This is a genomic window from Aeromonas sp. Marseille-Q5825 (genome assembly GCF_946892685.1).
GTDB classification, from domain to species: Bacteria; Pseudomonadota; Gammaproteobacteria; order Enterobacterales; family Aeromonadaceae; genus Aeromonas; species Aeromonas rivipollensis.
The window spans coordinates 778,600-801,680 of sequence record NZ_CAMPOU010000001.1 but is presented as its reverse complement, the minus strand read 5'-3'; the positions used below and the strand labels follow the sequence as shown (position 1 = coordinate 801,680).

At 51.7% G+C, this 23,081-nt stretch carries 23 protein-coding genes; 13 read left to right on the top strand and 10 right to left on the bottom strand.

Annotation, left to right across the window (positions count from 1 at the left end):
* The first annotated feature begins 40 nt into the window (after positions 1–40).
* From pseB to OC537_RS03745, 10 genes are read left to right on the top strand one after another with little or no spacing between them, the layout of a single operon-like run.
* The gene (pseB, locus tag OC537_RS03790; protein WP_262109531.1) at positions 41–1,045 is read left to right on the top strand and encodes a UDP-N-acetylglucosamine 4,6-dehydratase (inverting); all 1,005 of its coding nucleotides are present in this window, start codon (positions 41–43) and stop codon (positions 1,043–1,045) included.
* On the top strand, positions 1,042–2,187 hold the full coding sequence (pseC, locus tag OC537_RS03785) for a UDP-4-amino-4,6-dideoxy-N-acetyl-beta-L-altrosamine transaminase (RefSeq protein WP_262109529.1): 1,146 nt from the start codon (positions 1,042–1,044) through the stop codon (positions 2,185–2,187). Before pseB ends, pseC begins: the two co-directional genes overlap by 4 nt.
* Before the next feature lie 57 nt (positions 2,188–2,244).
* Entirely contained in the window at positions 2,245–2,955 is a 711-nt protein-coding gene (gene pseF / locus OC537_RS03780) for a pseudaminic acid cytidylyltransferase (protein WP_262109527.1), read from the top strand.
* Entirely contained in the window at positions 2,952–3,656 is a 705-nt protein-coding gene (locus tag OC537_RS03775) for a PIG-L deacetylase family protein (RefSeq protein WP_262109525.1), read from the top strand. The genes pseF and OC537_RS03775 overlap by 4 nt, the downstream gene beginning before the upstream one ends.
* Positions 3,656–4,693, top strand: a complete 1,038-nt coding sequence (pseG, locus tag OC537_RS03770; protein ID WP_262109523.1) for a UDP-2,4-diacetamido-2,4,6-trideoxy-beta-L-altropyranose hydrolase — start codon at positions 3,656–3,658, stop codon at positions 4,691–4,693. The genes OC537_RS03775 and pseG overlap by 1 nt, the downstream gene beginning before the upstream one ends.
* Complete coding sequence (locus OC537_RS03765; RefSeq protein WP_262109521.1) at positions 4,690–5,748, top strand: N-acetylneuraminate synthase family protein; 1,059 nt, start codon at positions 4,690–4,692, stop codon at positions 5,746–5,748. Before pseG ends, OC537_RS03765 begins: the two co-directional genes overlap by 4 nt.
* A complete protein-coding gene (locus OC537_RS03760; RefSeq protein WP_262109519.1) occupies positions 5,745–6,206 on the top strand; it encodes an acyltransferase in 462 nt (153 codons plus the stop codon). The genes OC537_RS03765 and OC537_RS03760 overlap by 4 nt, the downstream gene beginning before the upstream one ends.
* Positions 6,193–7,212 (top strand): DegT/DnrJ/EryC1/StrS family aminotransferase, encoded by a 1,020-nt coding sequence (locus OC537_RS03755; protein ID WP_262109517.1) that lies wholly within the window; start codon positions 6,193–6,195, stop codon positions 7,210–7,212. The genes OC537_RS03760 and OC537_RS03755 overlap by 14 nt, the downstream gene beginning before the upstream one ends.
* Entirely contained in the window at positions 7,209–7,862 is a 654-nt protein-coding gene (locus tag OC537_RS03750) for a WbqC family protein (protein ID WP_262109512.1), read from the top strand. Before OC537_RS03755 ends, OC537_RS03750 begins: the two co-directional genes overlap by 4 nt.
* Before the next feature lie 11 nt (positions 7,863–7,873).
* Positions 7,874–8,554 (top strand): class I SAM-dependent methyltransferase, encoded by a 681-nt coding sequence (locus OC537_RS03745; protein WP_262109510.1) that lies wholly within the window; start codon positions 7,874–7,876, stop codon positions 8,552–8,554.
* A 75-nt stretch (positions 8,555–8,629) separates the two neighbouring features.
* Here the strand turns inward: OC537_RS03745 and OC537_RS03740 are convergent, their stop codons facing one another.
* The 8 genes from OC537_RS03740 to OC537_RS03705 all read right to left on the bottom strand — a co-directional run bounded on the left by OC537_RS03740 (position 8,630) and on the right by OC537_RS03705 (position 16,573).
* Positions 8,630–9,067, bottom strand: coding sequence for a pseudaminic acid biosynthesis-associated methylase (locus OC537_RS03740; protein WP_262110549.1), 438 nt, complete (start codon positions 9,065–9,067; stop codon positions 8,630–8,632).
* 301 nt (positions 9,068–9,368) lie between these two features.
* Positions 9,369–11,459 (bottom strand): 6-hydroxymethylpterin diphosphokinase MptE-like protein, encoded by a 2,091-nt coding sequence (locus OC537_RS03735; RefSeq protein WP_262109508.1) that lies wholly within the window; start codon positions 11,457–11,459, stop codon positions 9,369–9,371.
* Complete coding sequence (locus OC537_RS03730) at positions 11,459–11,785, bottom strand: hypothetical protein (RefSeq protein ID WP_262109504.1); 327 nt, start codon at positions 11,783–11,785, stop codon at positions 11,459–11,461. Before OC537_RS03730 ends, OC537_RS03735 begins: the two co-directional genes overlap by 1 nt.
* Entirely contained in the window at positions 11,782–12,204 is a 423-nt protein-coding gene (fliS, locus tag OC537_RS03725; RefSeq protein ID WP_262109501.1) for a flagellar export chaperone FliS, read from the bottom strand. The genes OC537_RS03730 and fliS overlap by 4 nt, the downstream gene beginning before the upstream one ends.
* 25 nt (positions 12,205–12,229) lie before the next feature.
* Complete coding sequence (gene fliD / locus OC537_RS03720; RefSeq protein ID WP_262109497.1) at positions 12,230–13,624, bottom strand: flagellar filament capping protein FliD; 1,395 nt, start codon at positions 13,622–13,624, stop codon at positions 12,230–12,232.
* 36 nt (positions 13,625–13,660) lie between these two features.
* Positions 13,661–14,119, bottom strand: a complete 459-nt coding sequence (locus OC537_RS03715; protein WP_262109495.1) for a flagellar protein FlaG — start codon at positions 14,117–14,119, stop codon at positions 13,661–13,663.
* Between the two features lie 39 nt (positions 14,120–14,158).
* A complete protein-coding gene (locus tag OC537_RS03710; RefSeq protein WP_262109493.1) occupies positions 14,159–15,061 on the bottom strand; it encodes a flagellin in 903 nt (300 codons plus the stop codon).
* 606 nt (positions 15,062–15,667) lie between these two features.
* Positions 15,668–16,573 (bottom strand): flagellin, encoded by a 906-nt coding sequence (locus tag OC537_RS03705; RefSeq protein ID WP_262109491.1) that lies wholly within the window; start codon positions 16,571–16,573, stop codon positions 15,668–15,670.
* A 388-nt stretch (positions 16,574–16,961) separates the two neighbouring features.
* Here OC537_RS03705 and OC537_RS03700 point away from each other — a divergent pair, with 388 nt between their 5' ends.
* Positions 16,962–17,594 (top strand): trimeric intracellular cation channel family protein, encoded by a 633-nt coding sequence (locus OC537_RS03700; RefSeq protein WP_025326511.1) that lies wholly within the window; start codon positions 16,962–16,964, stop codon positions 17,592–17,594.
* A 101-nt stretch (positions 17,595–17,695) separates the two neighbouring features.
* Complete coding sequence (locus OC537_RS03695) at positions 17,696–18,088, top strand: hypothetical protein (protein WP_262109487.1); 393 nt, start codon at positions 17,696–17,698, stop codon at positions 18,086–18,088.
* Positions 18,089–18,161: 73 nt separating this feature from the next.
* Here the strand turns inward: OC537_RS03695 and thiI are convergent, their stop codons facing one another.
* Positions 18,162–19,610 carry a tRNA uracil 4-sulfurtransferase ThiI gene (thiI, locus tag OC537_RS03690; RefSeq protein WP_262109485.1) on the bottom strand — a complete coding sequence of 483 codons (1,449 nt, stop codon included), beginning with the start codon at positions 19,608–19,610 and terminating at the stop codon, positions 18,162–18,164.
* A gap of 175 nt (positions 19,611–19,785) precedes the next feature.
* On the opposite strand from thiI, the gene OC537_RS03685 reads away from it, so the two are divergent.
* Positions 19,786–20,745 carry a hypothetical protein gene (locus tag OC537_RS03685; protein ID WP_262109483.1) on the top strand — a complete coding sequence of 320 codons (960 nt, stop codon included), beginning with the start codon at positions 19,786–19,788 and terminating at the stop codon, positions 20,743–20,745.
* 70 nt (positions 20,746–20,815) lie between these two features.
* Here the strand turns inward: OC537_RS03685 and pbpC are convergent, their stop codons facing one another.
* Positions 20,816–23,062, bottom strand: a complete 2,247-nt coding sequence (pbpC, locus tag OC537_RS03680; protein WP_262110547.1) for a penicillin-binding protein 1C — start codon at positions 23,060–23,062, stop codon at positions 20,816–20,818.
* Positions 23,063–23,081: the final 19 nt, after the last annotated feature.

The window sequence follows — 23,081 nt, the reverse complement described above, 5'->3', positions numbered from 1 at the left end:
TCTATCCTGACAGATACTCACTCCATAACGGGACTATGACATGTTCAACGGAAAAACGATCCTGATCACCGGGGGTACCGGCTCCTTTGGCAAGAAGTTCATCGAGGCTGTCCTCTCCCTGTACACGCCGAGCCGTTTGATCGTCTATTCCCGTGATGAACTCAAGCAATTCGAGATGCAGCAGCGCTTCAACCATCCCTGCATGCGCTACTTCATCGGCGATGTACGCGATGCCGAGCGGCTCAACATGGCCATGCACGGCGTGGACTTCGTGGTCCATGCCGCCGCCCTCAAGCAGGTGCCGGCCGCCGAGTACAACCCCATGGAGTGCATCAAGACCAACGTCGGGGGCGCCGAAAACGTCATCAAGGCGGCGCTCAACAACGGGGTCGAGAAGGTGATAGCCCTCTCCACCGACAAGGCCGCCAACCCGGTCAACCTCTATGGCGCCACCAAGCTCTGCTCAGACAAGCTGTTCGTGGCCGCCAATAATATGGCGGGCAAGCATCCGACCATCTTCTCAGTGGTGCGTTACGGCAACGTGGTGGGATCCCGCGGCTCTGTGGTGCCTTTCTTCGACCGCCTGATCAAGGAGGGGGCCAGCCGCCTGCCCATCACCCATGGGGAGATGACTCGCTTCTGGCTCACCCTGCAACAGGGGGTGGAGTTCGTGCTGACCAACTTCGCCCGCATGAAGGGGGGGGAAGTGTTCGTTCCCAAGATCCCGTCCGTGCGCATCACGGATCTGGCCAGCGCCATGGCCCCCGAGCTGCCCCAGGAGATCATCGGCATCCGCCCGGGCGAGAAGCTGCACGAGGTGATGTGCCCGGCCGATGACTCCTACCATACCTATGAGTTCAATGACTATTACGTCATCGCCCCCAGCATCACCTTCAATCACCGTAGCGATGACTTCTCTGTCAATGCCATAGGAGAGCAAGGTTGCAGCGTGCCTATAGGATTTGAATACAACTCTCTCAATAATCCCGTCTTCATGTCTCAGGTTGAGTTGCAACAGCTCAACAAGGAGGTATTGGCGGAATGATCCCCTATGGTAAACAGGACATTTCAGCGGCAGATATAGCCGCAGTCAATGCAGTGCTAAGCTCCGCCTTCTTGACTCAAGGCCCGAAAGTTGCCGAATTCGAGCAGGCACTTTGTGCCTACACAGGGGCCAGGTACTGTCTGGTGGTCGCAAGCGGCACAGCCGCCTTGCATCTGGCAGTAGCAGCGATGGAATTACCCGAAGGTAGCGAAGGGATCACTACACCCAATACCTTTGCTGCCACGGCCAACAGTATGGCTTACTGTGGTATCAAGCCTGTATTTGCCGATATAGACCCCATCAGCTATAACCTATCCCCAAGCTCAGTATCGGCCCGTATTACTCCAGCTACTCGATTACTCAGCCCCGTCCATTTTGCAGGCCAACCTGCGGACATGCCGGCTCTTTCCCTCATCGCAAAAAAGCATGGTCTAAAGATCATCGAAGATGCGGCCCATGCAATTGGTTCCCGCTATTCCGACGGCAGTCCGGTGGGCAATTGCCTGTTTTCGGATGCAACAGTGTTCTCATTCCATCCCGTCAAAACGATCACCAGTGGTGAGGGAGGGGCCGTGATGACCAATGATCCTGTGTTGTATCAGCGCATGTTGCTGCTACGCAGCCATGGCATTACCAAGGATCCTGCTCTCCTCAGCCAACAGCCCGGGCCCTGGTATCACGAGATGCAGACGCTTGGCTGGCATTACCGCATGACTGACATGCAGGCGGCTTTGGGCTTAAGCCAGTTGCAACGCCTAAACCTGTTCAAGGCGCGCCGTCGTACCTTGGTAGCGCAATATAACCAGGCACTGGCAGAACTTCCCTGGCTGAAGCCCCCCCAGGAAATGGAGGGGTTTTCCTCTTGTTTCCATCTCTATGTGGTAGAGATAGATTATGCAGCTATTGGTAAGAGTCGTAGCCAGGTCATGGATTCATTGATGGCTGACGGCATTTGCACTCAGGTTCACTATATTCCTGTTTATCATCATCCTTGGTATCGTGAGCAATATGGAGACAAAACAGGATCATGTCCGGTAGCAGAGCGTTATTATCAGCATTGTCTCTCTTTGCCTCTCTATTTCACTCTGAGTGACGAAGAGCAGCGCCACGTGATCCAAGCTATACAACGCTTGGCCCGCTAGTCAGAAAATAATATGTATCAGTCACGACAGCCCGACCTCGCTGACATGGAAACTCCTATGACCACATCACAGATCCTGGCCATCATCCCTGCGCGGGGAGGTAGCAAACGCATTCCGGGTAAGAATATCCGTCCTTTTGCTGGTGTCCCTATGATGGTGCATTCAATTAGGGCTGCACAGGACGCGGGCTGTTTTGATCAAATCATCGTCTCAACCGATGATGAGCAGATCGCAGACGTGGCCCACAAACATGGGGCCAGTGTGCCATTTATCCGTCCTCCGGAATTGGCAGATGACCATGCCGGAACCCAAGAAGTGGTCGCACACGCCATCAACTGGGCCATCTCACAAGGATGGCAACTCGGTTCTGTGTGCTGTCTTTATGCAACAGCACCTTTCGTGCGTGCAGATGATCTACGCACTGGCCTAAAGATGCTTGAGGAGAGCCATCAGCATTTTGTTTTTAGTGCCAGTACGTTTGATTACTCTCCTTACAGAGGATTTGTACGATCTGGTGATGGTGTCGAAATGCTTTTCCCCGAACACTTTCCCACCCGCTCTCAGGACCTCCCTTTGGTTTTACATGACGCTGGACAATTTTATTGGGGTACCCAATATGCTTGGCTCGAGAGTAATATTTTGTTCAGCCGTATGGCTACACCACTAATATTACCACGTCATCTGGTTATAGATATCGATACACTAGAGGATTGGCATCAAGCTGAACTTATGTGGCAACTTCAAAAACAGCAAGGTCTTATCGTATGACAACATCCTCTCGAAAAGTGCTAGTCGTTGCCGCACACCCTGATGATGAAGTATTGGGATGCGGAGCAACAATTGCTAACCATAGCGAGCGAGGCGACCAAGTATCGGTTCTTATTATGGCTGAAGGTGCAACTTCTAGACTCTCCAAACGGGAACGCTCGGTGGTAATGACGGAGTTAACTGAGCTGAATAGCGCTGCACAGATGGCAAATAGCATTCTAGGTGTAAAGAGACTCAACTTACTAGACTTCCCAGATAACAGGATGGATAGTGTCGACCTGCTTGATGTCATTAAAGTTGTCGAAACCGAGATAAATGAATGGCAACCAGATATTGTTTATACCCATCATGTTGGTGATGTGAATATAGATCATAGAGTAATACATGATGCCGTTATAGCAGCAACCCGCCCCTTGCCCGGAAGAAAACTCCAAACAGTTCTCTTTTTTGAGATTGCATCAAGTACAGAATGGCGCCCTGCGGCATCTGCTTATCCCTTCTCACCAAATTGGTTCGTCGACATTACGTCACACTGGCAGAAAAAAAAACTGGCTCTCGAAGCATATGCTTCAGAAATGCGCTCCTACCCGCACCCTCGATCACTTGAAGCTGTAGAATACTTAGCAAAATGGCGAGGGGCCTCTGTAGGATATCATTATGCTGAGGCCTTCATGCTTGGCCGTCACATATTAGGTGCCTAATGATTGTATTCCGTACCGATGCATCAATAAGTTTAGGATATGGGCATGTTATGCGCTGCCTTGCACTTGCTGACGCATTTAAGAAATTAGGTGAAAAATCTGTCTTTATTTTTTCCCCTAATGGAGATGCACTCTATGAGGAGGTGGTTAGAAAGGGGCATGAATATAGAATATTGACCTCCTCACCTCTACATTCTCTTGGTGAAAGCGAGCAAGCTGATGCTTATGCTACGTTATCTAACCTATCGACCTCCACGAAACTTGTGGTTGTCGATCATTACCAGCTGGGCATGGATTGGGAAGAGGTAATTACTGCATCCGACATTTCGTTACTGGCAATAGATGATATTTTCCGTTCCCATTGCAGTCAGTTTCTCCTAGACCAAAATGTCATTAAAAGTGAAAATTTCTATGTGGATAATATCTCTAAAGAGTGTGTCTGCTTCTTAGGACCTCGCTATGCCCTATTATCTGAATCCTTCCAACACCTCAGAGATCGTGTAAAAACAAGAAGCAAGCTGGAAAAAATAATTATTTTCTTTGGTGGCACAGATCCAGATAATGAAACGGAAAAAGCTTTGCTAGGGGTATTGGCTGCAAATAAAAACTTTAAAATAGATGTCGTTATTGGTGACAAAAATCCACATCGAAGCCGGTTATTAAAGTTATGTAGCTCAACACACTCTACTCTGCATATACAGACTCCACATATGGCTAGGCTGATGCTCGATGCAGACCTTGCTATAGGTGCTGGAGGGAGTGCGTCCTGGGAGCGCTGCTGTATGGGGCTACCTGCATTAATCAGCACTCAGGCGGATAACCAAGTCCCTATTGCAGCAACACTACATGAATTGGGTGCAGTAATTAATTTAGGTATGGTAGATAACCTTACTGCCACAGATTATCGTACTGCAGTTGAGCGCCTTGATCCCAACCGAATAAATAATATGTCCATAGCGGCTATGTCGATTACCGATGGTAACGGAGCAAGCTATGTTGCGTCATCTATTATATCTACTCTGGAGAAGATGAAATGACAGTTGATATCAACACTCTATTTTCTAACAAACCGCTAGAGAATAGGGAGCCGTATATCATACTTGAGGCAGGGATTAATCATAATGGTGATATAAATATCGCAAAAAAAATGATATCTGTCGCTAAATCGGCGGGTGCCAATGCTATTAAATTTCAAACCTTCAAAGCTGATGAATTTGTCGGCGATCCGGAGTTACTCTTTACCTACAGCTCACAAGGTAAAAAAGTGACTGAGTCGATGCGGGATATGTTCCGTCGCTATGAGTTTTCAGTAGCAGAGTGGCATAGCATAAAAAATTTCTGCGACGAGAAAAAGATAACTTTTTTATCTACACCGCAAAATGTTACTGATATGGAGTTGCTACTTCAACTAGGTGTTTCTGCGCTAAAAGTAGGCTCTGATGACTTTACCAATATTCCCTTGCTTAAGCAGTATAGTGCCACTGGATTGCCACTTCTCATCTCTTGTGGAATGGCTAATCTTGGGGAAGTTTATCAGGCTCTTGATGTTACAGGTGCAATGGAAGGTAAACCTGTCGTATTGATGCTATGTACATCTCAATACCCGACACCAGTAGCCGATGTAAATCTGAGTAAATTAAAAACTCTAGCGGCAGCGTTCCCAAATTTAGTATTGGGATTTTCAGATCATACCCAAGGGCCCTTGGCTGCAGCAATTGCATATGGTTTAGGCGCTGTGGTATTCGAGAAGCACTTCACACTCGATCATCAATTACCTGGTCCAGACCATTGGTTTTCAGAAGATCCCAACGGGGCTCGAGAATGGATATCTGCGATCAGAGACGCACACCTGATGCTTGGCTCTCCTATTATAAGACCTACGATTGCAGAGCAAGATATGAAAGTATTGGCTCGCCGAAGTATCACTGCATTAAAAGACATTACGCCAGGTGAGATACTCAGTAATATAAACATCGGATTGCGTAGACCTGGTAATGGGCTACCACCAATTCACCTCGACGATGTGCTGGGGAGAGTGGCAAAATACAGTCTTCAGAAGGGCACATTACTTTCTTGGGAAGACATATCATGATGAAGCAAGATGAATACAAGCAGCATTTTTATGATTTGACTACTTTCAAAGAAAATCCTTACCATCCCTTAGTATGGATATTAGGCACTCCTGATATTGGAGAAAATGTTTATATTGGTGCCTTTAGCGAAGTTAATGCTACAGGTGCGAACGTTGTCATTGGTGCTCACTGTGATATTGCATCTTTTGTTACTATTAACTGCGCAGATTCTCACTTGAAGTGCATTGAGCTAGTAAAGTCTATTGATAGAAAAGATATTATTTTGGAAAATAATGTCTTTGTGGGATCCCATTGCGTAATAAAAGGTGGTGTCTACATAGGGCATCATTCTGTTATTGCTGCCGGCACTATTGTTGATGCTGGCCATATACCACCATATTCATTAGTAATTGGTAATCCCATGATTGTAAAGGAAGGTTACTATTTGGAGGATATCATAAAAAATGATCCCACATAATAGGCCGACACTTGGTCATGAGGAGTCTCAAGCAGCTGCTAGAGTATTAGCATCCGGGTGGGTTGCACAAGGCGAAGAGGTCTTATCCCTAGAGCATGAGTTTGGTAACTATATAAACTTACCAGCAGAAAATATTGTCGCTGTGAGTAGTGGCTCTGCAGCACTTTATATGTCATTGACGATAGCAAAAGCAAAGAATAGATATATATCTGCCCCTGCCTACTCATGCCGCTCCATATTTAATGCGATACAGTTATCTGGTGGTATACCAAATTTTTTGGATATAGAAGAAGTATCAGTAAATGCCTCATTAAAAAAAAGCAATGCGGATATTTACATCATAGCCCATATGTTTGGCCTGCCAGATCTGAACGTGGAAAAAAAACGAAGCTATTTTTTAGTTGAAGATGCTGCACAAGCCCTTGGCGCCACGATAAAAAATATACAAGTGGGTCTTTTCGGAGATATCGGTGTGTTTTCTCTCGGTGCAACTAAAATAATAACAAGTGGTGGGCAAGGTGGAATCATAATATCAAAAAATAGAGACATTTCCGAGCTAGCAAGAAAAATAAGGGATTACGACTCAATTGTCGATACCATACCAAGGTTTAATTTTCAGATGACAGATATTCAGGCTGCAATTGCTAGAGAGCAACTAAAAAAATTGCCTGAATTTATTTATCGTCGCGCCAATATATTTAATAAATATCAGGAAGCAGGCCTCCCTGTTATTGACAGTATAAGCCAAGATGTGAAACCCGTTAGGTTTAGAGCCGTGATTTTTACTGATAGTACAAAGGTCATATCCTGTCAAAACGCTTTGCTTGAAAGTGGTATCAGATCCATAGTACCAGTAACAGAGGATGAACTGCTTACTACAAATACATTGGTACCTAATGCAGCCGATTTAAGCAAAAAAACACTCTCGATACCGATCTATCCTTCCCTTTCAGATAAGGACGTCAATAAAATCATTTCTGTCTGTACGAGGGCACTAAAAATATGATCATCAGCATCCATCAACCCGCTTATCTACCTTGGCTAGGATACGTAGAACGCATCAAGAAGAGCGACCTATTTATATTTCTCGACACAGTGCAATTTGAAAAGAATAGTTTTACCAATCGAAATTTAATTAAAGGTGCCAATGGCCCATACTGGCTAACTATCCCCGTCATGAAAAAGGGACACTTAAGCAAGAGTCTGTTCGACACTGAAATTGTAAGAGATGTAGACTGGCGAAAAAGTCATTTAATGTCCATCAAAAGCAGCTACTCAAAAAGTGCTTCATTTCATGAAAAATATGAAAAGATAACTAAACTCTATGACAATAATGAAACGCTCCTTGCCGATCTGTGTTTTAACCATCTGTTATTTTGGCTGGATGAGCTAAATATTAAAACCAAAATAATGAGGTCTTCATCATTGAATATCTCATCAAAAAAGTCAGATCTTATCTTAGATATCTGCCAAGAAGTAGGTGCAACGACCTATCTCTCTGGCCCTATGGGAAAGAACTATCTGGAGGAAAATAATTTCATCTCGAATGGGATAAAATTGGATTATCATTACTTTGAGCCAACACCCTACCCGCAACTTTTTGGTTCATTTATCCCTTTCATGGGCATTATTGATTACTGGTTCAACGTTAAATAAAGGCTTGTTCAATGGCATATTCTAATGAATGGAATGAAGCATACAAAAACAACTCTCATATGAGCATCTGGCCATGGAGTGATCTTGTATCGTGCGTATATAGATATGCAAATCCTAAAGATGGCTATCAACGCGTACTGGAACTAGGTTGTGGTGCTGGCGCTAATATTCCATTATTTCTTGCACTAGGTTGTAGTTATTATGGCATTGATGGTAGTCAGATTATTACAGCCAAGCTCGTTGAAACCTACCCACAGCTGAAGGGAAAGATTATAACGAGCGATTTTTCAAAAGTACATCACTCCGAATTTGATAACTATTTCGATCTTGTAATCGACAGGGCATCTATTACCCATAACGACACCTTCGCTATAAAACGAATTATTGAATCTGTCATTATATATCTCAAACCAGGAGGAAAATTCATTGGCATAGACTGGTTCTCCACACAGCATAGTGACTTTGAAAAGGGTCGTGCTATCGATAGCTACACAAAAATCGACCTTCCTCACGAGAGTCAATTTTCAGGGGTAGGTCAAGTACATTTTAGTGATAAAGAACATATAATTGAATTATTTACAGATGCTGGCTTTATTATTGAGCGACTGGAACATAAAGAAAGAGTATCCATATTGCCAGCCAATAACCACCATTTTGCAAGCTGGGATATTATTGCATATAAGTCAAGTTAAACTAAAAGACCCAGCTTGTATTTTGCTGGGTCATTTTTGTATTGTTCTTCACATTTTATTTCTAAATATGATGTTCTATTTCTCAAGCAAGAACCAAGTAATATCATCTTGAGGAAAATTCGTGTCCCCATGATATATAAAGCCATAATCAACCAATGATAGATCTGGAAATTGTGTCAACATTTCCCCTGTAAAATCTCTTTTGAAAAGTTTTCCTGAGTGCCCTCGATAAGTAATCTCTATTGGTTTCTGATTATAATATTCGGCGATGAGTATATATCGAGATGACTTCTGATACATTAACTCATACACTTTAGGTAGTTGATCTGGATTGATATGGATCAAAACCCCTTTTGTAAAAATAAAATCCCAGACTTCATTAGAAGTGAAATCAACTATTGATTTTTGGTATATATCAACATCTGGAACATTACGTTTTAATGCCAATGCAGCCTTCTCATTTATCTCAACTGCCGAAAAAACCGCATTGGGTAATAAGTGCTTCAGAGCAATTAAATTAATGGCCTACATTAGCGCCGAGTTCGAGAATTTTATTAACCCTCTGAGTGCGTGCTATAACTTTGCTAAAAAATGCTAAATTATCGGCCGCATAATTTTCATATTTATTGCGTTCAACGTACGAATTGCCAAATTCACCGGCCCAGAAGTCTTCCTGCTCCGTACACGGCGTGTTTATATTTTGTGAATCAGCATGATATTCCATAGCTACCTCTTACCGTTAAAGCATTCTAAGTATAGTTATTAAACTTACAGAAAAATTATTGTTAGTTACAAATATGAAGAAATAAAAATTTCATTTCTTGAATAAATCCATTGTCTGATGGTCATCAATCATATCTACACTGTCGAGCGCTTGTGGATACATCTCCTTTGCCTTTGCCAAAAACTCAAGCCAGATACCAATAGCTGGCTGCATCAGCACGAGTGTTTCTTTTTCACCTTCAAACGAATAAAGAATGGAGCTCAGCAGAGAAAACACATAGTTCATCGAACCAATCATAACTTGTGCTATATGCTGTTGTCGGGTAGCGGCGATCTGAGAAAGATAGCCAAAATTGCGCAACATCAACTGATTGATTTCATTACGAGACGTAAATTCCTGTTGCCATTCGACGACCATCTTATCAATGAAAACATTGAAGAATCCGATATCAAGCAATGGCTCGAAATGTTGCTTTGACAAGGGGATAGGTGCACAAAAGGTGCCGATTTCCCCAAGCAGAGCAGACTTATCAACCGGTATAGAGAGACTTATATCTGCACTCGAAAAGGCCTTCGCCCTCTCTATCTTGGCACCATCACTGCAATTGAAACAGCTTACGTCTTCATTGGCAGCCAGCACCTGTTCAATCACTCGACGCGAGGTGTCAAACATGGCATTGCTGATAATAGCGCCACCAAAATTCCCTTCACGTTGCCATAAGCTATCGCCATACATCATCTCCCCCAGAGCGCGGGCACTTTCCTCATTGTTATAGTACGAGCTGAATTTAGAATGATGGTGACCCTTGTGCTTATAGCCATTATCCAAACCGAACAGATACAGCGTTTTAAAACCAAGATGGATAGGCGCAGCAATACCGATATTCCCCACCAAGGGATTTATTCCACCAAGGGATACGTAAGAGCCCACATGGGAAAAGTAATTATGGTAGAGTCTCACTCCCGGCTCGCTTGGCTTGAATAAAAACGCAGACATATTAAATAAAGTAGCACAATCAGGATGAATTACATCTGCACTCAAAAAAAGAATATCTTGGAGATAATCAGGATCGTTTAGATTTACTAGAAAGTCATAGACGATTTTCGTTCGTTCAATCGCAACATAAATGTCTGGTTTAATCCCCACTTTGTGTAGTGCGGAAATGGCACTGCCACAAGCAACAAGAATAGCTCCATCCTTGTTTTCTTTAATTATATCTAATGATTCATCTAAAGAAGGGCCATTCCCAATAATGAATACTGGAGTGTGTTTAAATCTGTTTGATAACTTCTTTCCCTTCTGTATAAATGGTACAGAACGCTCAATATTAGTTACTGTGTGAGACAAGGAAATCATATTATCATCAAAAAAACCCCATCCCATTACCAACAGATAATATTCCTTCTGTACTTTTTCTATCAGCTTTCTTATCTTTTCGTTCTGATAACCCCACATAACAAAAGCATTGGCGACCAAGAAGGAACCTCGGCTGTGAATGGCCGAGGCGAAGTCCTTGACGATGGTCTCTTCATCCTGTCCCAACAAGATCTGCAGTCCCAGATTCTCTTGATGCAGGTAATCGAGTAAGGGTGCCCAGTCAAAGCAGTAGAGAGAGGCGTAAAAGAGATCCAGGTCCGGCTCAAACAGGAAGAGTGTACCAATCTTGCACCTTTCATAGAGATAACCAAGGTGGTACCCGAGACCGACGCCGAATACCAGGGCGCTGGGCGCCTCACTAGGCACATGACCAAGCAAGGTTTCTTTCGCAGAAATGTCGTCAAGATAGGTATTCAGCTTGTTGAGGTACTCGACATGCATAAAGCCCAGGGGATTGGCCTCTTGGCTGAAGGAGAACTTGGACAAAGTCCCCTTCTCCATGAACTCGGTCACCAATGTCTCACAGATGAGATAGGGCTCGGCCCCGTAAACGGCAACATCATCATCGAGCCACGCCAGATTGGGTTGACCATTTTCAGTGCAGAATAATTTGAACGGGCGGGCCGGCTGATAGGCCTCATACATGTCGGCGATATGGGGAATATATCGACGGAACGCCGCCATACTCTGTTCAAAACGCAGCGGCAGTGCGACCGCCATGGCCGCTTCCTGTTCGGCTTGCTGCTGTAGTCGCAGTGCCTCCTGTTCGGCTTTTGCCAGGGTAGCATTCAAATTGACTGACATCAGAACTCCTTGCTGTTCACGCGATACGCTTGCCCAGCCTTGTTGGCTTTACCGACTTGAGCTAGCTGTTTGAATACGATCTGGTGATGACTGGCAGCCAGGGCTTGCAGACGTGCGTCCTCAATAGCGTGGGCGGCCGCCAGGGTGGCGGCAGGCTGTCGCTGCATCGGCTCCACCCTGGCCAGCTGTACCAGACTGTCTATCAGAGCCTGCCGCTCATCCATGCACTGCAGGGCCTCGTCATATTGCTGTTGCTCCAGCAGCGTTCCCATCAAGCTGACATTGTCCTGCAGCGCCGCTTCGAGGGCGGCGAGCACGGCACTCACAGATCACCCAGCTGCTGGCGCATATGAAATCCTTGCTGTTTCTCTGCCTCGGGCAGCTGATCCCAAGCGGATTTGATCGTCACCATCAGATTCATGACCTCATCGAGGGGGGCAACATCCCGTGTCAGGCTGGCATCCCAGATGCGCTCATCCATATAGGCATAAAGGCCGTGCAAGTCTTCGGAGATGGCGCCCTGACTCATATCGAGTGCATCTTGCAGGCCATGTAACAAGCCCTGCGCCTTGGAGACGGCGATGGACTTTGCCTCCATGTCTTGCCGTTCGATGGCGCCCTTGGCTTGTGCCAGACGCTCGAGAAATCCCTGCATCATCAGCTGAATAACACGGTGAGGATCGGCAACCGCCAAATCAGCCGCTATGCTGGTTGCCTTATATGCCTTCAGATTACGGTGGTACATAAGATGAAACCTCGAAATATCACTCTCAATTATCTTTTATTTGCAATGCAGACAGGGCGGATGCCGAGTTGTTCATTTTGACCAGCAGGGCATCCAGGCTGCCGTATTGGGCACGCAGCGCCGCCTCATATTTCACTAACTGGGCATTGCTGGTCACTTCTTTTTGACCCAGGCTACGCAGATCAGAGTTCAGGGTATCGGTACGCTGCGCCAGCATGCCCCCTGACTTGGTATATTCTTTGAGCCCCTTGCTCAGAGAGCCGGCAAGGCCTTTCTCATTGCCAAACAGGGCCACCACCTGATCGAAGTTCTTGTCGACAGCTTCCCCGAACTTTTCTTTGTCGAGAGATAGTTTTCCCTTGTTATCCATCTTCATGCCGATCTCAAAGATAGTCGAATAGGTCGAGCTGCTCTCAGAGGGACTGACCACCAGATTGCTCATGAAGGTGTTGATGGCCCGCGTAGTGGAATCACCGGCCAAGGCACCGCCGTCATCCTGTTTCACGCCCCCGACGAAGCTGCTGCGCTTGCCGAGCGTCCCTATCTTGTCCTGCAAGGCGTTGTAGCCATCGACAAACTGCTGCACCAGCTCCTGAATAGAGGTTTTGTCCGTCGTGATATCCACCTTGTTGGACTTCAGATCGCCATTGCTGTCCTTGTCCGATACCCGCAGCACCGTCAGTTTCAGATCCTGGATGGTGTCATCGAAGACATTGGTATCGCTCTTGAGGACGTTGCCATCGACCACGATCTCGGCGCTGCTCGCCGCCTGGGTCTGACTCATGGCACTACCTGCGGCGCCGGTCGAGAAGATATCCAGTTCGGCGTTATCGCCCGTGATGGCCAGATCCCTGCCATCGCCCGACACTCCCGAGTCGATGATGAGTTTTGCCTTGCCATCCGCGGTGTTGACTATGTTAACGCTAAGGCCAAAGTTGTCGCCATTGCCGTTGATGCTCTTGCGGATATCCTGCAGGGTATCCCCCGCTTTCACATCAACCTTGAATTCCTTGTCACCCGCCTTGAACGTCAGCTGACCATCCTGGGTGATCAGCGGGGCCGTCGAGCTGTCAAACACCCCTTCCTGCCGGCTCGTCTGTGCCAACTTATTGACGGTAATGTTGTACTGACCGTTGGATCCGCCACTCTTGCTCTCCATCTTCAGCACAGGATCATCTTTATCTTGCGTGATATTGATGGCCCGTTTGTTGAACGCACCCGGGGCACTCAACTTGTCGAGGATATCGGTGAAGGCGGAGATAGAGGACTTGAGCTGACCTATGCCAGACAAGGTGATCTGGGTACTGTTGCGTTTGGTGATGATCGGCTGTTGCAACTGGGCCTTTTTGGCCTCCACACTCGCCGAGATCACACTTTCAAGCTGGAGCCCAGAGCCCGCCCCCGCAGAGGTAATCGCCATACATCCTCCTGTCTACTATTAACTTAAAAAATAGGGTCAAACTTGGCCATCAAACAACAGACCCGAGAGGTTGATGCTATCGTCTCCCCCCTGTTCCATGGTCTGCAGTCTCTTTTTCATCAAGAGAATTTCTTCACTCGGGATCTGGCGTATCACTTGCCTGGTATCAGCATCTATCACCTTGATCACGGGCTGATCGAGCTCAGGCACCAGACTGAAGTTGATGGTCCATCCCTTCACTCTGCTCAAACTGTCCAGCCTTTCTTGCAATTCTTGGGCCTGCTTTTCTAATTGCGCCTTCTCGGTGCGCGATGCTGACGCCTTGATATGCGCTGATGGTTCTTGCGATGCCTTGGCTGCCGGTTCGACACCAGCCTGTTCCTTCACACGTTTCTCACCAGAGGGGGATGGAGAAACAGACATGGCGGCCTGAGGGCCGCCATGTTGAGTTAGCATCGAAGTAACAGAGGGCACGGCTATCGATTCATTGGCCATCTGCTGCTCCTTCTATCAGTGGCTGATGGGTATAGCGGCTTAGCCCAGCAGTGACAGAGCTGACTGCGGACGCTGGTTGGCCTGGGCCAGGATGCTGGAGGCAGCCTGCTGCAGGATATTCTGCTTGGTCATGTTGGCGGTCTCGGTGGCAAAATCCGCATCGCGGATGCGGGAGCGGGCTGCGCTGACGTTTTCCGAGATGTTGGTCTGGTTGCGGATAGTAGAATCGAGACGGTTCTGCACCGCACCCAGCTCGGCACGCTTGCCATCCACGACTTCCAGCATGGCATCAGTAGCAGCTAATACATCTTGAGCCTTAGTCTGACTACTAATATCGATACCACCCGCCCCACCACCAGTGAAAATGGTGTTGGCAGCAATAGCAGTACCTATTACTGTTCCCATATTGATCGTTGTAGCTGCTGCCGCAATGCCAGAAATACTGAAACCATCCGTCTGATTGAGGCTAAAGCTAATTGTTTGGTTGGCATCAGCCCCCACCTGGAAACTACCGCTGTAGTTACCATCCAACAGCTTGGTACCAGCAAAAGTTGTATCTTTCGAGATACGGTTGATCTCAGAACCCAGTTGGTTTACTTCTTTTTGCAAGGCGGCGCGATCTTTATCAGAGTTGGAGCCGTTGGCGGACTGCTGGGCCAGGGTACGCATACGCTGCAGCATGCCGGTCACTTCATCCATGGCCCCTTCCGCAGTTTGCGCCAGGGAGATGCCGTCGTTGGCGTTGCGGTTGCCCTGATCCAGGCCGTTGATCTGGGAGGTCAGGCGGTTGGAGATCTGCAGACCCGCCGCATCGTCCTTGGCGCTATTGATACGCAGACCCGATGCCAGACGGGTATATGAGGTATCCAAAGACTTGCTGGTATTCATCAAGTTACGCTGGGCGTTCAGTGATGAAGTGTTGGTATTGATAAACATGGCCATAAAAGATTTCTCCTGATGAACAAGAAACTGCGGGCTCTGTTTGCATCTATACAGTCAGGGTCCCACCGTTCAGACGGGCAGATTGAACGATCTGTCTCATCTGGCGGGTCCCCTGTTTGAACGGACAAGGGACCCGCAGTTGCGCAAATGTTGGATTTCCGAACACCCCTCAATTTGCTTCACTCTCTGTAACGGCAGCCCCATCAGAAGCTTTAGGAAATTTATTGCCGCCTTCATCAGCAGAGAGGCAACACTTCTCCGCTCAAAGCTCCGCACGGTTGTTTTAATTTGGGGTGGGGGAAGTGTTCAAGCCTCAATACAGGAAAGGACTACAGGTGGCATGGTTTATGCTTAATGTTATTGAGCTGCCAATTTTTCGGCGCTCATAAAAAAGGCCGACAATGTCGGCCAAAGAAGAGCTTACGCTCAGGAGAACAACCTCGATGATGACAGAGTGAACGATCTGCGCAACACTCGAGGGGTATACCAATAAGAGAACTTTTCTTTCGATAGGACAAGGCGTAAATCCGAACACCCCATTGTTCCATCTTGCTTACCAGGGCGGCCTGAACAACCGCCCTTTTCTTTTTCTTGCAGTCAGTCCTCTTAGCCTTGCAGCAGTGAGAGCGCAGACTGCGGGCGCTGGTTGGCCTGGGACAAGATGCTGGAGGCGGCCTGCTGCAGGATGTTCTGCTTGGTCATGTTGGCGGTTTCGGTGGCAAAGTCCGCATCGCGGATACGGGAGCGAGCTGCAGAGACGTTTTCCGAGATATTGGCCTGGTTGCGGATGGTGGAATCCAACCGGTTCTGCACCGCACCCAGCTCAGCGCGCTTGCCATCCACGACTTCCAGCATGGCATCAGTAGCAGCTAATACATCTTGAGCCTTAGTCTGACTACTAATATCGATACCACCCGCCCCCCCACCAGTAAAAATGGTGTTGGCAGCAATGGCCGTACCTATAACTGTTCCCATATTGATCGTTGTAGCTGCTGCCGCTATCCCCGAAATACTAAAACCGCCCGCCTGATTGAGGCTAAAACCAATCGTTTGATTTGCATCCGCCCCTACTTGGAAAGTGCCGCTAAAAGAGCCATCGAGCAGCTTGGTACCCGCAAAGGTGGTGGAAGTAGAGATACGGTTGATCTCTGCCCCCAGCTGATTCACCTCTTTCTGCAGAGCCACACGATCTTTATCAGAGTTGGAGCCGTTGGCGGATTGTTGAGCCAGGGTACGCATACGCTGCAGCATGCCGGTCACTTCGTCCATGGCCCCTTCTGCGGTCTGTGCCAGGGAGATGCCGTCGTTGGCGTTGCGGTTGCCTTGGTCCAGGCCGTTGATCTGGGAGGTCAGACGGTTGGAAATTTGCAGACCCGCCGCATCGTCCTTGGCGCTGTTGATGCGCAGGCCGGAGGCCAGACGAGTGTAGGAGGTATCCAGAGATTTGGTGCTGTTCATCATGTTACGCTGAGCGTTGAGCGATGAAACGTTGGTATTGATATACAGACTCATAATTTTTCTCCTAAGCTATTAAATTTTATCTTTAATTCACTCAGGCTTTATTTTGTTTTGTGCCTGATATGTTTAGTTAACGGCGCTGTTTGGTAAGACTTTAATTTCTTTTTTCTGCCTTCTTGGCAGTAATCGCCGCCTAACCTATATATCGGCCTCTATTTCCCAGCCTTGAGAAAAAAATCAGAATTTTTGTCACTGCATCCCAACCAACCCGCAGATTGGTGGCCAGATCCCGCAACCGCTGGGTCTGTGCTGCCAGTCACCCGCCCTCTTCAGTCCCCAGAAACCGGCTCTGGCTCCCACTTTTGCATACCGGCATTGCTCACGCGCGCCCCTTGCCCCTAAAATCGCCGCCCCATCATTTATTGGACGTGAGTTGTTCTCCATGCAGACACTGGTTGAGCAGATTGTTTACATCAGCGACATGTTTGGTACTGCGGTATTCGCGTTTTCGGGGGTATTGGTGGCAGGGCGCCTCAGAATGGACGGCTTCGGCGTCATGGTGCTGGCTGCGGTGACTGCCATCGGCGGTGGCACCATCCGTGACATGATCCTGGGCGCCACCCCGGTATTCTGGGTACGCGACCCCCTCTACATCTGGGTCGTCATCGCCACGGCGCTCATCGGTATGTGGATGGTCAAGTTGCCCCGCCGCATGCCCTGGTATGTGCTGCCGGTGGCCGATGCCTTCGGGCTGGCGCTCTTCACCGTGATTGGCGCCCAGAAGGCGCTCAACTTCGGCACCTCGGGACTGATTGCTGTGCTCATGGGCACCATGACGGGGGTGGCTGGCGGCATGATCCGGGACGTGCTGGCCCGGGAAGTGCCCATGGTGCTGCAAAAGGAGATCTATGCCACCGCCTGCATCCTGGGGGGCATCCTCTATACCCTGGCGCTGGAGGTCAACATGGACAGGGTCACCGCCATGCTCATCTGCATGACGGCCGTTTTTGGCCTGCGGGTTGCCGCCATCTACTGGCACCTCTCCCTGCCGACCTTCTCGTTGCAGCGCAACTGAAGCGGGTCTGGGTGGGCGAGATCCCACCCTTGCAGGGGCAAGATTGAACCAAGCCCGCTTTTCTGTTGTCATAGAGTGGTCGTTTCAAGCCGGATTACCTCATGCAAAAACTTGGGCTCATTACCACGCTGATTCTGATGATGGTGGCAGCGGCTCATGCGGGGACACAGGCCCTGTTCGGGCGCCTGGCATCCACCCCGGTGCAGCAGTTCAACCAGCAGATCCGTCAGGCGAGCAGCAGTCAGCAGGGCTGGGTCAACGACTATCGCGAAGTGGCTCGCCGCTTCGTGGGTCATGAAGACGTGCCCACCCGCATCCATGCCCAGCAGCTGGACAACGATCTGGTGCTCTCTGTGGCCCTCGATGGTCAGAAGAGCGACATGCTCTACATCCTGACCCTGTTTCGCAGCAACAACCTGTGGCAGATGCGTCAGGCCGAGATGGGCTGGCGCTGCCAGGGCCAGGAGACCTTTACCCCAGTCCCCTGCCCCTGATCGTCACCGAAGATGTGAAATAAAAAAATCCGGCACCTTGGCCGGATTTTTTATGGGCGCATGCACACCGCTATCAGGGGCGATACACCTTGACGTTGTCAAAGCCCTGCTCTTTCAGATAGAGCGCCTGCAACTTGCTCATCACGCCGCGATCGCAATAGAGCAGGTAGGTCTGCTCCTTGGGCAGATCGCCAAAGGCAGTCGCCAGCTTGAAGAAGGGGATGTGCAGAACGTCGCGCCCTTCCACCACCAGTGGCTTCTCGTCGCGCTCATCACTGGAGCGGATGTCCAGGATGACTTCATTGGCAGCCAGCACCTGGGTGGTCTCCACCTCCTGCACCTGGGCGGCAGTCTCTTCGCCGATGCGGCGAATGTCGAGATAGCGGGCCTCGCTCACCACCTTGTCCAGGATGGCGAAGTCGAAGTTGGCCTCTTCCGCCTCGATGTTGGACAGCACTGCCTTGATGGTGGGCTTCTTGGAGATGACGCCGCAATACTCCGGCATTGTCTCTGCAAACTCCAGGGTACCGATGCGACGGGCCTCGCTGATGATGTCCGGCTTGTCCCAGGTGATGAGGGGGCGCAGGATCACCTTGTCGGTCACCCGATCGATCACGTTCAAGTTGGTGAGAGTCTGGCTGGAAACCTGGCCCACACACTCGCCGGTCACCAGGGCCTGGATCTGGAAGGTTTCCGCCACCTGGCCGGCGGCGCGCATCATCATCCGCTTGAGCACTACGCCCATCTGGCCGTTGTCGATCTTCTCGAGGATCTCGGCCACCACGGGCTCAAAGTCGATGGCGGTGAAACGCACCTTGTGGGAGGCGCCGAACTTGCTCCACAGGTAATAGGCGACCTGCTTGACCCCGATCTCGTGGGCAGCGCCGCCGAGGTTGAAGAAGCAGTAGTGCACGCGGCAGCCGCGCTTGATGAACTGGTAGGAGGCCACGCCGGAATCGAAGCCGCCGGAGAGCAGGCTCAACACGTCCTCCTGGGTCGCCATGGGGAAGCCGCCCATGCCGTGGTGGATGGCACTGATGATGTAGAGCTCGTCGTTTTCCACTTCCAGATTGACCTGGATATCCGGCTTCTTCAGGCGCACACCAGCGGTTTCGCAATGCTGGTTGAGGCCGCCACCCACATAGCGCTCCAGCTCCAGGGAGCTGAAGTCGTGCTTGCCGACGCGACGGGCACGCACGCAGAAGGTCTTACCTTTCAGGCGATCGCCCCAGACGGCGCGGGTCTGCTCGAAGATGTCGTGCAGATCGGTGAAGTTGCTCAGTTTCACTTCGAGGAAATACTGGATGCCAGGGATGCAGGCCAGGGTCTCGAGATACTGGGCGTGGAACTGATCGTTGCGGGAGCTCACTACCAGCTTGTCCCAGTCCATCCGCACGCGGGCGTCTTCGTCAAAGCGGCGCAACACGTTACGGATGTTGCCCTGCAGCATCTTGGTGAAACGCTGACGCACTGACTTGCTCTTGATGGTGATTTCGGGGAACAGCTTGATAATGAACTTCATGGTGTTGACTCGGGTGGCCTTGATTTAAGGGCGCGAATTATATCAGAAGTTTGGCGCCAGCGCCTACTGGCCAGGTGACGGCAGATTTTCCCACACAATGTTTGCCGCAAGACGGCAATCTTGCGTATATTCCCGAGCCTGCGCCTTGGCCACCGGCTTGAACACTGACGATCCGATGAAGACCTATATCTACTACCCCGGCATGGAAGTACGGGATGAACTCTGGCTCAAGTTTGCTCTGATCTATCTGGAGCGGCTCGCCTTCGTCTTCACCGTCAGCGAGAAGAGCGGCCTCACCGCCCTGCTCGATACCCTGCGCCAGCAGAGCGATCTGCTGGCCGAGCGGCCGGCACCGGCCTTCTTTGCCGCCATCACCCCCCAAATCGAGAATCAGATTACCGGCCTTATCGCCCCCGATTTCGTCCGCCACAAGGTGTTTGGCAACAAGGAGCTGATCGCTCGCTGGCGCCAGCGTGCCAACCACGACTGCTTCTGCCCCGCCCAGCAGGGTCTGGAGCGGCTGCACGGCTTTTGCCTGAGCCACGGTTTTGCGACCCAGGATGAGGGGGGGATCAGAATGGCGCGACGCTTTGCCAACCTGCTCTCCATGCGCCTCGCCCGTGAGTGGGCGCTCGCCAATGAGGGGGCCCTCATCACGGATCACGACTACCTGGACAGGCTGCTGCACCTGCTCGAATCCCGCTACCACAACCGGGGTGGCCAGGATTGCTTCCACCTCGAGATCCCGCTGCAAGTGCCCACTCACCTCGCCGAGATCTCCTTCGATGAGCTGGTTGCCCTGCGCGGGCGCAGCGGTTTTCGCCAGCAGCTGGCGGCCTTCCACCAGGCTCTGGATGCCCTGCTCGCCATGCTGGGCAGCGGCTACGCCGACCCTGCCGTACTGGCCCGCTTCGAGCAAGCGCAGCAGGGGCTCAACCAGCTGCTGGGCCCGGAGACCCGCTGCCTGCCACTCACTACCCTTGTCAGCTGCTCATTGCCCGCCATGGCGATGATCCACAGGCTCAAGGAGAGTCACCCCGACAGCAGCCTTGTCTTCCATCCCATCAAGAAGAGCCACTTTCACCAGCGCAAGAGTCAGCACTTCTTCACCCGGCTGGGTCAGGTCAAACCCTGATCCAGCGCCAGCACAGGGGCTGCCGTCAAGATGTTGTCGCCCTGAACGAGGCTCCCCTGACCCGCCTCTCTCAGGAGGGGTTCTCCAGCCGAAACTCGATGCGATCGCTGTTGCCCGCCTCGTCCACCACCACCAGCTGGTAGCGTCCTGCCTCGCTCAGTACCTGATCCCCGTCCCAGCGCAGCCGCTGGCCGTTGAGAAACCAGTGCGGCTTGCCCACGCCCCCCAACACCCTGGGTTGCAGGCGGTAGCGCTGACTGCGAATGAGGTTGCCCTCCCCCAGGGCCAGGATGCGAATGGGAGCCTGCAAGTCGGCGCTTAGCCCTTCCCCCGCACAACCACTTGCCAGCAGCGCCTGACGGCGCTCGCCGGGTGTGCGCCAAGGCTCCAGCGAGAGCGGCCAGAGCGCCCGAACGCCTGACTGAGCCGCATCCTGGCAGCGGGCCAGGGTCGGCTTGCCTTCGGCAGTGAGCGCAACCTGGCGCAGGGGCGAGGGCCAGTCCATGGGATCCGGCAGGGTGGGCGGATCCCGCGCCTCCAGCAGCCAGGCACTCTGGCGTTGCAAACAGGCCTCAGGCAGGGTCGCGCTTGCCTTGCGTCCCAGCGGCCAGCAGATCTCGGCCTCGCTCACCGTATTGGGTTGCGCCGGCAAAGGGCTGTTGTCCGAGAGGCGAGAGTAGACCGAGAGCAGCAGCGGCACAGCCGCGCTCTGGCCATAAAAGCCCGGCAAGGGGGTACCGTCGGGGCGCCCCAGCCAGACCCCTATGGTCCAACGGCCGGAGACCCCCATGGCCCAGCTGTCCCGATAGCCATAGCTGGTGCCGGTCTTCCAGGCGAGCCGGTTGATCCGGCCGGTCGCCTCGCTGGCGAAGGGCTGATCCGCCCGCCCCTGGGCACTCAATATCTGCCAGATGATCCAGGCGGCCCCCGGGCTCAGCAAGGGGCGGGGCACCGCCTGCTGCCCCGCCAGCCAGACCGGCATCGCCACCTGCCCCTGCCGGGTGAGGGCGCTGTAGAGCGCCACCAGCTGCTCGAGCCGAATGCCCGCCGCCCCCAGCGCAATGGCCGGGTTGGGCTTGTCCGAGAGCGCTAGCCGCACCCCGGCGTTGTCGAGCCGGCTGACCAGCTTGTCGGCCCCAAGCGCTTCCAGCACCTGCACCGCCGGCACGTTGAGGGATTGCTGCAGCGCCTGGGTGAGGGTCACAGGCCCCTGAAAGGCACCGGTAAAATTGGCGGGTCTATAGTCGGAACCCAATCTCGGGGCATCGGAGAGCAGGGAGGCCGAGTGCACCAGCCCCTCGTCCAGGGCCAGACCGTAAATGAAAGGCTTGAGGGTGGATCCCGGGGAGCGGATCGCCTGCACCATGTCGAGGTAGCCGTGGCGGCGCAAGTTGCCATACTCGGCGCTGCCCACATAGGCGCGCACCGCCATTGTGCTGTTGTCCACCAGCAGCAAGGCGGCCGAGGTCTGCTCGGGGAAGCGGCGGATATAGCTCGCCACCCGGGCCTCCAGCCAGCGCTGCAGATCCCCGTCTATGGTGGTGTGCACCAGGGCCCCCGGCTGGCTGTCGGCGACGAGGCGGGCAAACAGCGGCGCCTCCATGGGGGTGAAGTGTCCTCGGGCCAGTACCGGTTCGATACGCCCCTCCTGCCACACCGCCTCGGGCCAGGCGCCCTGCGCCACCAGCCGCTGCATCACCTTGTCGCGGGCGGCACGGGCCCGTTCGGGGTGCCTGTCCGGCCGGTAACGGCTGGGGGCCTGGGGCAGCACCGCCAGCAGCGCCGCCTCGGCGTGGGTCAGCTTGGCCGCGCTCTTGCCCAGATAGGCGAAACTCGCCGCCTGCACCCCCTCCAGATTGCCGCCAAAGGGGGCCCGGTTGAGGTAAACGGTGAGCAGGGTGCGCTTGTCGTAATGCCACTCCAGTTGCAGCGCCCGCGCCATCTGGCGCAGCTTGCCGGGCACGCTCCTGTGGTAGGGCTCGATGAGGCGGGCCACCTGCATGGTGAGGGTCGAGCCCCCAGAGACGGCCCGCCCGTAGCGCAGCCACTGCCAAACCCCGCGTACCATGGCCACCGGATTGACCCCGGGATGGCGCCAGAAATAGCGATCCTCGTAGCCCAGCAACGCCTCTATATAGCGAGGGGAGACCTGCTCCAGGGTCACGGGGTAGCGCCACACGCCGCTGGTGTCGGCGAAGGCGCGCAGCGGCCGACCCTTCATATCGAGCACCACCCGCGCGTAGGCGGGATCCAGCGGCGGCGGCGGGAAGAGGCGATCCAGCGTCAGCAGCAACAGGATAAGGGCGATTGCCCCCATGCCCGAGCAGCGCAGCCAG